The organism is Acinetobacter sp. YH12239 (assembly GCF_013417635.1).
In the GTDB taxonomy this organism is placed as follows: Bacteria; Pseudomonadota; Gammaproteobacteria; order Pseudomonadales; family Moraxellaceae; genus Acinetobacter.
Genome location: NZ_VPDP01000046.1, coordinates 1 through 2,512 on the forward strand (window position 1 = coordinate 1; position 2,512 = coordinate 2,512).

General features: G+C 47.1%; 3 protein-coding genes. All 3 read right to left on the reverse strand.

Annotated features, from left to right (window positions below):
- Positions 1–31: 31 nt before the first annotated feature.
- A complete protein-coding gene (locus FTV17_RS15345; RefSeq protein ID WP_150378078.1) occupies positions 32–1,636 on the reverse strand; it encodes an IS66 family transposase in 1,605 nt (534 codons plus the stop codon).
- A 74-nt stretch (positions 1,637–1,710) separates the two neighbouring features.
- Positions 1,711–2,046, reverse strand: coding sequence for an IS66 family insertion sequence element accessory protein TnpB (tnpB, locus tag FTV17_RS15350; RefSeq protein WP_004691519.1), 336 nt, complete (start codon positions 2,044–2,046; stop codon positions 1,711–1,713).
- On the reverse strand, positions 2,043–2,426 hold the full coding sequence (locus FTV17_RS15355) for a transposase (RefSeq protein WP_004762545.1): 384 nt from the start codon (positions 2,424–2,426) through the stop codon (positions 2,043–2,045). Before FTV17_RS15355 ends, tnpB begins: the two co-directional genes overlap by 4 nt.
- Between the last annotated feature and the right edge of the window lie 86 nt (positions 2,427–2,512).

Consider the following 2,512-nt stretch of genomic DNA (forward strand, 5'->3'; position numbering starts at 1 on the left):
GTAAGCGTCCGCTGAACCCCATGCCTATTTTTTAATTTGAGTTGGATTTCCAGCGATGTGGCAGTAATTCTTCTATTTGGGTCGCTTTATGTGTCGGCAGCCTTTTCAGCACATCACTGAGATAGGCATACGGATCCAGCCCATTCAGCTTTGCTGACTGGATTAAAGTCATGATATTGGCCGCTCGTTGACCACTACGCAGCGAACCTGCAAATAGCCAGTTCTTTCGTCCCAATGCCCAGGGACGCATTGAGTTCTCTGCCCAGTTATTGTCAATGGGTAGATTGCCATCATCCAGATAGCGGCTTAAAGCTGACCAACGCTTCAGCGTGTAATTGATGGCCTTGGCGGTGGGAGAACTCGATGGTACCGTCAGATAATGTTGGTTGAGCCATTCATATAGTTGTTGCATCACCGGTTGGCTGTGCTGTTGTCGGTATTCGCGGCGCTGTTCTGCTGTACTATCGGTCTTTTTCCTGAGTTCTGCTTCTATGGCATACAGTTTCTGAATCAGCACTAATGCCTGTTCAGCGACCTGACTTTTTTTGGTCACATGCAGTTCATGGAATTTACGACGCGCATGGGCCATGCAGCCCACCTCAATCACCTGGCCTGATTTAAAGCGTGCTTTATAACCACTGTAATCATCACAGACTAGATAACCCTGCCAGCCTTTCAAGAACTCTGCAGCATGCTGGCCTGAACGGCTATCCTGAAAGTCATAGATCACCGCTTGAACTGGATTGTACTGTGTGGTGGCATAGGCCCAGACATAACCTTTCTTCGGTTTTTTCTCATCATCATCCATCCGCATAATGGTGACTGGTGTTTCATCTGCATGCAGCACCTGCTGTTGCAGCACCACCTCTTTTAAGGCATTGGCCAGAGGTTCCAGTTCCACACCGCAGCGACCAATCCAGTCAGATAAAGTAGATCTGGACAGATCAATGCCCGCCCGCTGATAGATCAGGCGCTGACGGTACAGCGGCAAATGATCGGCATACTTCGATACCAGCACATGGCTGAGCAGTTCAGGTGAAGCAATGCCTTTATCAATCACATAGGCGGGCATCGCTTGCTGAGTCAGAGTGTCGCACTGATCACAGACCCATTTGCCACGGACATGCTGTTCCTTGTAGAACTGTGCTGGTCTGAAATGCAGTTTTTCACTGATATCTTCGCCGATACGACGTAACTGGCAGCCACAACTGCATTGGGTTGATGCAGGTTCATGCTCAATACGGATGGTGTGTAGATGATCTGGCAGCAGTCGACGTTTAGGTTTGTTGACTGTGGCTTTCTCTGTCGCTGCATCGGTTTTATCTGCATTCAGCCGCTCCAGTTCCAAATCAACTGCTGCGATATCTTCTTCGACCGCTTCGTCCCATAGGTGGATTTGTTTTGTGGTGAGATGTTCGTTTTTACTGCCAAATTTGTGCTGTTTAAATAGTGCGAGCTCATGCTCGTATTTTTGCGTGAGAATGGAAAGATGTTGAACTTTGGCATCCAATTGCTGGTTTGATTTTTCTAATTCTTGATTTGATTGTGCCAGAGACTGATGCTGCATTGCCAACTGTCTGGTAAATTCCAGCAGTTGTTCATGGGTCAGTTGGCTTAAGTCTGGCAGCGTATTCATGACCGCAGTATGCCTGAGGTCATGACGCAGAGGAAATAGAACGTTTGGAGAATAGCAGAATGGAACAGCCTAGTTTAGAGCATCGTCACCACCTGCTGTCGTCCAATGCGCTGCCAAGGTAAACCCTGGATCAGTGCCTGTAACTGTTCCGGACTGATCGCCATGCTTTCACCCTGGTGAACCTGCGCCCAGTGGAATTTTCCCTGTTCCAGCCGCCGGGCACACAGCCAGATGCCCAGTCCATCATGTACCAGCACTTTCATGCGATGGCCACGTTTATTACAGAACAGGTAAGCACAATGCGGTTTAATGTAGCCAAAGGCTCTCACCACCTGAGCCATGATAGTATCCATCCCTGCTCGCATATCCAGAGGTTGGGTAGAAAGCCAGATTTCATCAATGCGGATCATGTTGCAAGTGCCTTGAGTAATTCTGCTAAAGCAGATATTTCTGATACTTGCCATTTCAAGCCAATTTCTGCTTTTGAGTGGGGTAAAGTAATTTGAACCGTTAACATGTCAGTAGGAGTAGGATCTAATGGTGCAGAGCAAGATAAGGCAATAAATGCAGGTTTATTCGGTAGTGGTGAGCGATCATTCCCTGGCTTACCATCAATTAAGCGAATCCATTTGGATACAAGATTTGTATTCAATCCATGTTGCAAAGCGACCGAAGCAATTGAAACGTCCGGTGCTTTACAAGCCTGAACGATCTGCTGTTTAAATTCAGCACTGTATGTTCTTCGTTTTTTCGCAAGAGATGCGATGGATGTCTGGTGATTTGTAGTCATAAATTTTAGTCCCCACTTGTTTTTAAGTGGGGACTAAATTAAGGCTTATAGGATGAATTCATAAGGTGTGTTCAGCGGACGCTTAC